At 71.4% G+C, this 6,412-nt stretch carries 7 protein-coding genes; 3 read left to right on the top strand and 4 right to left on the bottom strand.

Annotated elements, in window-relative coordinates; genetic code table 11:
• Together E1166_RS15980 and E1166_RS15975 are read left to right on the top strand one after the other, a co-directional pair.
• On the top strand, nt 1-483 hold a 483-nt coding region (locus E1166_RS15980; protein WP_132339717.1), incomplete at its 5' end, for a glycosyltransferase.
• Between the two features lie 96 nt (nt 484-579).
• Complete coding sequence (locus E1166_RS15975; RefSeq protein ID WP_132339715.1) at nt 580-1,101, top strand: FxsA family protein; 522 nt, start codon at nt 580-582, stop codon at nt 1,099-1,101.
• A gap of 61 nt (nt 1,102-1,162) precedes the next feature.
• Here E1166_RS15975 and E1166_RS15970 read toward each other — a convergent pair whose 3' ends face one another.
• Nucleotides 1,163-1,504: an RNA polymerase-binding protein RbpA gene (locus E1166_RS15970; RefSeq protein ID WP_007070998.1), complete on the bottom strand. Its 342-nt coding sequence runs from the start codon at nt 1,502-1,504 to the stop codon at nt 1,163-1,165.
• A 215-nt stretch (nt 1,505-1,719) separates the two neighbouring features.
• Here E1166_RS15970 and E1166_RS15965 point away from each other — a divergent pair, with 215 nt between their 5' ends.
• Nucleotides 1,720-3,201 (top strand): peptide MFS transporter, encoded by a 1,482-nt coding sequence (locus tag E1166_RS15965; protein ID WP_132339713.1) that lies wholly within the window; start codon nt 1,720-1,722, stop codon nt 3,199-3,201.
• An 80-nt stretch (nt 3,202-3,281) separates the two neighbouring features.
• Here the strand turns inward: E1166_RS15965 and E1166_RS15960 are convergent, their stop codons facing one another.
• From E1166_RS15960 to E1166_RS15950, 3 genes are all read right to left on the bottom strand, one after another.
• Nucleotides 3,282-4,469: a PQQ-dependent sugar dehydrogenase gene (locus E1166_RS15960; RefSeq protein ID WP_132339711.1), complete on the bottom strand. Its 1,188-nt coding sequence runs from the start codon at nt 4,467-4,469 to the stop codon at nt 3,282-3,284.
• 555 nt (nt 4,470-5,024) lie between these two features.
• Nucleotides 5,025-6,047, bottom strand: a complete 1,023-nt coding sequence (locus tag E1166_RS15955; protein ID WP_132339709.1) for a hypothetical protein — start codon at nt 6,045-6,047, stop codon at nt 5,025-5,027.
• Complete coding sequence (locus E1166_RS15950) at nt 6,044-6,400, bottom strand: helix-turn-helix transcriptional regulator (RefSeq protein WP_132339707.1); 357 nt, start codon at nt 6,398-6,400, stop codon at nt 6,044-6,046. Before E1166_RS15950 ends, E1166_RS15955 begins: the two co-directional genes overlap by 4 nt.
• Nucleotides 6,401-6,412: the final 12 nt, after the last annotated feature.

The raw sequence follows: 6,412 nt of genomic DNA, 5'->3' as shown, positions 1-6,412 counted from the left end.
GTGGTGCAGATGGACGCCGACGGGTCGCACGCCCCGGAGGACCTGCCGGCGTTGCTGGCCGCCGCCCGGCATGCCGACGTGGTGGTCGGGTCACGGTGGGCGGCCGGTGGGCGGGTGGTGAACTGGCCGTTGCGGCGGCTGCTGTTGTCGCGGTGCGGGAACCTGTACGCGCGGCTGGTGTTGGGGATGCCGGTCTGCGATGCCACCGCCGGGTATCGGGTGTACCGGACGGCGGTGTTGCGGGCGATGGATCTGGAGTCGGTCTGTTCGCAGGGCTACTCGTTCCAGGTGGAGTTGTCTCGGCTGGCGCACCGGGCGGGCGCACGGATCGTGGAGGTGCCGATCACGTTCGCGGAGCGGGAGCATGGCAGCAGCAAGATGAGTCCGCTGATCGTGACGGAGGCGTTGTGGCGGATCACCATCTGGGGGCTGCGTGACCGGTGGCCCCGCCGGGGTCGCCTCGGTCACGACCGGTGGCCGTGAGGGCGGCGTGTCATGCTGGTGGGGCGGGTCCGCCTGCGTCAGGTGGTGCCCGGGGTGGCGCCGGCCCGGGGCGCCGCGTGACGCGGATGAGGTGAGATGCGCCGATACCTGAGGTTCGTGCCCCTGGCTCTGCTGGTGGCGGTGGCACTGGAGTTGGCCGCGTTCGTCGCCGTGGGGCGGGCGATCGGTTTCGGTTCGGCGGTGCTGCTGGTGTTCGCGGCGTCCCTGCTGGGCCTGGTGCTGCTGCGTCGGGAGGGGATGCGGGCCTGGCGTGGCTTCCGGGATTCGGTGCGGGCGGGGCAGCCCCCGGGGCGGCAGGTGACCGACGGTCTGGTGGGCCTGGCGGGGGCGCTGCTGTTGGCCACCCCTGGCCTGGTCAGTGGCGTGGTGGGAGCGGTGCTGCTGGTGCCGCCGGTGCGTGGACTGACCCGGGCCGGGGTGCGGCGTGCCGCCGAGCGGCGGGTGTCCTCGACCGTCGCCGGTGACCTGTTCGGGCCGCGGACGGTGCGGGTGCGTCGGGGTGACCCGCAACCGCCGACCGGGCCGGTGGTCGACGGTGGTCGGGCGCTCGATGGTGAGGTCGTGGAAGGTGAGATCGTGGAGCCGCGGCAGAGCTGAACGCGGCGCGGCCCCCGGAAGGTGTCCCGGGGGCCGCGCCGTGTCAGTGCTGTGTCGGGGGTCAGGCCCGGCCGCGGCGGGTGCGGACCTCCTGCAGCCGTTCGGCGAGGATGTCCTCGAGTTCGGCGATCGAGCGACGCTCCAGCAGCATGTCCCAGTGGGTGCGCGGAGGCTTGGCCTTCTTCTGCTCCGGCTCGGTGCCGTCGACGAGGCGGGCGACACTGCCGTCGAACTTGCATTCCCAGGTCGTGGGGACCTCGGCGTCGACGGCGAACGGCACCTCGAACTGGTGGCCCTTGGCGCACAGGTACTCGCGGGTCTGACGCGGCGCGAGCTCCGTGTTGCGGTCGGATTCGTAGCTGACCGCGCCCAGACGGCTTCCGCGCAGCATACGCTCGCCCATGATCGACTTCCCCTCGTTCGGTGCTGGTCTTCTCGGTGTAACGGCCCGTCGCCGCCGGGGCATTCCCGCCCGAGCAGGTGATCCGGCCCGGGCGCCCCCGCAAGGGTAGCCGGCCATGACCCGAACCCGGCGGGGCGTCCCCGGCCGGGTCGGATCGGATGCGTGTTTCGGCGCTCACCGGGCATGTTAACGCCCGCGCGCGTGCGGAGGTGACGATGCCCAGTGACACACCGGTCGGCGCCCGGCCCACCGGCGGAAAGACGTTCTTCGGTCACCCGCGGGCGTTGTCGACGCTGTTCCTCACCGAGATGTGGGAACGGTTCAGCTTCTACGGCATGCGGGCGATCCTCGTGCTGTACCTCACCGCGGCCGTCGCCGACGACGGGCTCGGGCTGCGCGAGTCCACCGCCAACGCCGTCTACGGCACCTACAACGCGATGGTGTACCTGATGGCGCTGCCCGGCGGATGGGTCGCCGACCGGCTGATCGGCGCGCGGCGCAGCGTGCTGTGGGGCGGTGTGGTCATCGCCGCGGGGCACTATGTGATGGCCGTTCCTGCCGGCTGGAGCGTCTTCGCCGGCATGACCCTGATCGTGCTCGGCACCGGGCTGCTCAAACCCAACATCTCCACCATGGTCGGCGAGCTGTACGAGCGGGACTCACCGCGCCGCGACGCCGGGTTCTCCCTCTTCTACATGGGCATCAACCTGGGTGGATTCCTCGCCCCGCTGGTCTGCGGGCTGCTCGGCGAGAACATCAACTGGCATCTGGGGTTCGGCGCCGCCGCGGTCGGCATGACCTTCGGCGTGGCCCAGTACGTCCTCGGCCGGCGCAACCTCGGCGACGCCGGCACGCGCCCCGCCGACCCGCTGCTCGGCGCGGACCGTCGTCGTGCCCTGACCCGCGCCGGTGTCGGCGTGCTCGCGCTGCTGCTGGTGCTCGCCGCGCTCGCGGTGGCCGGGTTGTTCACCGTCAACACCGTCGTCAGCCTGCTCACCGTAGCCACCGTCGTGATCACCGTCGGCTACTTCGTGCGGATCCTCACCGACCCGGAGATCAGCGGCACCGAACGGCATCGGATGAAGGCGTACCTGTGGTTGTTCGTCTTCGCCGCCTCGTTCTGGCTCATCTACGACCAGGCCGGCTCGGTGCTGAACCTGTTCGCCGCCGACAACACCGACCGCGACGTGCTCGGTTTCACCTTCCCCGCGGCCTGGCTCCAGTCGGTCAACCCCGTCCTGATCATCGTCGGGGCGCCGCTGTTCGCCTGGCTGTGGCTGCGCCTGGGGCACCGGGTCTCCACCCCGGTGAAGTTCGCCGTCGGCCTGGTTCTCAACGGTCTGTCGTTCGTCCTGATGGCCGCCGCCGCGCAGGCCGCCGTCGGTGGGGACCGGGTCTCCCCGTGGTGGCTGATCGCCGTCCTCACCATCCAGGTCGCCGGCGAGCTGTCGCTGAGCCCGGTGGGCCTGTCCGCCACCACGAAACTCGCGCCGGTCAAGTACGCCAGCCAGATGATGGGCCTGTGGTTCCTCGCCACCGCCGTCGGTGACGCCGTCGGCGGCCAGGTCGCCCGGCTCGCCGCGACCTGGCCGGCGCCGACGTACTTCCTCACCTTCGGGCTGGCGTCGGTGGCGTTGGGCGTCGGCGCGGTCATGTTCAGCCGCCACGTGTCCCGGCTGATGGCCGGCATCCACTGACCGGCGAGCACGGGCGACGTGGCGGCCGGCAGGCGGAAAGCAGCACCACCCCGGCGGGCAGAGGCCGGATCGCCGCAGCGTCAGGTCCGGGGGGTGACGCGGAGCAGGCGATCGTCGGTGCCGTTCGAGGTGGTGATGTAGAGGGCGCCGCCCGGGCCGCCGCGCACGCCGCGCAGCCGGCCGTAGGCGTCGTTGAGCTCCGTCGGCAGCGCCAGGTCCACCACCCGGTCGCCGGCCTCGTCGAGCTGGAACAGCAGGGTCTTCTGACCGCGCAACGCGACGACGGCCAACCGGCCGTTGAGCGGCCCCCACTGCGCGCCGTCGAGGAACGCGGCCCCGGACGGCGCCTCTGTCGAGGTTTCACCGGAGGTCCACAGTGGCAAAACCGCGTCGGGGAAACGGTCGCGGTCGGTCATCGGCACGCTCTCGTCGTACGTCTGGACCGTGCCGCCGCGCGACGGGTCCCAGCCGTAGTTGCCGCCGGGGCGGATGCGGTTCATCTCGTCGAACCCGGTGGGCCCATGCTCGGCGGTGAACACCTGGCCCGAGCCGGGCCGAACGGCCACGCCCTGGACGTTGCGGTGACCGTAGCTGTAGACGCGCCGCTCGTTGGCGTCGGACGACGACGCGAACGGGTTGTCCGGCAGGCCCGCGCCGGTGCGCAGGTCGACGCGCAGCACCTTCCCGCCCAGGCTGCGCCGGTCCTGCGGGTGCGACGGCTGCGCCACGTCGCCGGTGCCGACCAGCAGCGCGCCGTCCGCGGCGATCGTCGGACGGCAGCCCGAATGCCGGCCCGTGCTGATCGGCAGCCCGGTCAGCAGGTCACGCACCCGGGTGGCGCTCGCCGCGTCCGGCGACAGCCGCCAGGTGACCAGGCGCACGTCCACCGGCTGGCCGTTCTCCTCTCGGGTCTGGCAGGTGGTGAACTCGCGAGTCCGGGCGAAGTCCGGATGGATCACCAGGCCCATCAGTCCGCCCTCGCCGCCGACGAGCACATCGGTGAGGTCGGCGCGCACCTCGCTCGCCGTGCCGGCGTCGACGAGCCGGAACCGGGCCGGCCGCTCGGTGAGCAGGATGCGTCCGTCCGGCAGGAAGCCGATGTCCCACGGGTGCTCCAGCCCGGCCACGACGGTCTCCACGGCCAGGCTTCCCGCCTGCGGTCGGGAGGTGGCCAGGTCTGCGGTTTCCGGTGACCCGCCGTCACATCCGGCGACGAGTCCGACGGCCAGGAGGGTGGTCAGTGTCCGACGCCGACGCGTGATCGCCATGGTGTCCTCCGAGAGGTTGCGGTTCAGCCGATCATCCTCCGGTGGCCCCGTCGCGCCTGCCGGCCGTTTCGGGGCGATCCGGTGGCGGGCCGTGATCTCCACTTGGAGACGACGTGAGCAGGCGCGAGGTTCCCGCAGGGCGATGTCGCCGGCGCAGCGGACCTCTCACGAGCGCCATGGTGGGTCGGACTCCGGGGCACTGCGAGCACTACGTGCGAATGTCGCGCGGTTGAGGGAGCTGTCACTGCGGTCCGTCACAGTGCCGTCCGTCACGGCGAAGCGATCACGAGTGGGCCCCGACGTCCCAGCGTCCACACGGTGAGCGCCACGCTCAGGCCCTCGCTGGGCCCTACGCCTTGATTCCGCGCGCACATCTGGCCGCGGTCCGGGCGTCGGCCGATCCTGTGCCGTACCTGGGCGTAGGTCTTGGTACGGAGACTGGTGGGCCAATGACCAGCGGGGCGACTGTCCCTCGGGGCATACGGAATTCTGTGTCACAGGCGGCCAGGCAGTGCGCTGACGCAGTCGACCCGTGGCCTGGTGCTAGACGGGCTGCTATCGCTTCGCGCTGTCGCTGGTGAGGGAGCCACACGCCGTGCAACGCTCGACGGCGGCGTGGGTGAAGGCGAGCCGTCGTCGGACCATCAGCGCAGCCGACATGACGATCGCCGCCGCAACCGCCGCGATGATCGCCGCTGTGGCCAGTGTCGTCCAGTCCGCATTCGGTCCTCCGCCGTACATGCTGACGGCGAGTTCTTCGGCCAGCGGATGCAGCCACAGCATGCCGATCGGGCAGAGCAGCACCAGCAGTGCCCAAGCACCACGAAGGTCGTTGCGCGCCGCCAGCCCTACGCCGACGAGCAACGTCACCAAGAAAAGTGCCATCCCGGCGCCGGGCAGGACCTGCCCGGCGGGCCAGCCGTAGTACCCAAGGAGCACGTCGCCACCGTTACGGGCAAAAGTCGCCGCCACGGGTAGAGCCGCGGCGGCGCCGGCGACGGGCAGCAGTCGTAGCCACACGGGCGGCTGGCCGGGAACGCCGAGCGCCACGAATCCGAGGCAGACCTGGGCGAGTAGTACGAACAGCGGAGGCCGGGACCGGTCGACGACGGCGGCAAGCGGTACGACGGCGACGGTGAGGACAAGGGCGAGACCGATCGCCAGGCGGGTCCACCGGCCGGGTGCCACCACGTGCACCACCGCGGCGAGCAGCCATGCCGCCCACACGCCGAGACCGAGCGAGACGGACGTGCCGTGCTGCTCGAAGCCGAACCACGCCGTCGTCCACGCATTGAGCTCCAGCATGGCCCAGCCGCCGGCGAGAGCCGTGGCGGTCAACAACGCCAGCGTCGCGGCCAGCCGCACTCCGGGGCCGATTCCGGTAGCGCCGATCGCGCGTAGGCGCTGGCGTAGCCCGCCGCCGGCTACGTCGGTCACGTCGGCGACCGAAGGCCACCCGCGGTCCGGCGAGGACAGAGCGAGGTACGTACCCACGATCTCGGTGCCGCGCGCGTTGCGGTAGCCGGCCGGATAGAAGATCCGGACCAATCGCAGGTAGCGGCGTTCCAGGTCGCTCATGCGATCCCTCCACTGAGTCGGGGCGTGCCTCGACGGGCACGTGTGTTCAACCGCACGGTGGCGGCCTCGACGTTGCGGCGCATCCGCTCGGTCTCGTTGGCGAGCAGGTCACCGCCGTGTTCGGTGAGCCGGTAGTAGCGGCGCAGCCGGCTGTCCACCACTTCCTCCCGCTCGATGGTGACCAGACCCGCGTCGAGCAGCCGGTCGAGGGCGCCGTAGAGCGTGCCGGGGCGCAGCGACACGCGGCCGTCGGAAAGCCGGGCTACCTCGGTGATCAGTCCGTAGCCATGAAGCGGCTCCGCGGCCAACGCCGTGAGGATCAGGAACGTGGGTTCGCGTACCGGTGTTTCCACGCCATCAATATA

Origin of the sequence: Micromonospora sp. KC213, assembly GCF_004348325.1 — a bacterium.
Classification (GTDB): domain Bacteria; phylum Actinomycetota; class Actinomycetes; order Mycobacteriales; family Micromonosporaceae; genus Micromonospora.
Note: the sequence above shows the minus strand (reverse complement) of the source record. Positions and strands in the feature narration are given on the sequence as shown.

Coding starts and splice junctions, on each gene's coding strand:
- E1166_RS15975 (WP_132339715.1), top strand. CDS start 580: ATGCGCCGATACCTGAGGTTCGTGCCCCTGGCTCTGCTGGTGGCGGTG.
- E1166_RS15970 (WP_007070998.1), bottom strand. CDS start 1,504: ATGGGCGAGCGTATGCTGCGCGGAAGCCGTCTGGGCGCGGTCAGCTAC.
- E1166_RS15965 (WP_132339713.1), top strand. CDS start 1,720: ATGCCCAGTGACACACCGGTCGGCGCCCGGCCCACCGGCGGAAAGACG.
- E1166_RS15960 (WP_132339711.1), bottom strand. CDS start 4,469: ATGGCGATCACGCGTCGGCGTCGGACACTGACCACCCTCCTGGCCGTC.
- E1166_RS15955 (WP_132339709.1), bottom strand. CDS start 6,047: ATGAGCGACCTGGAACGCCGCTACCTGCGATTGGTCCGGATCTTCTAT.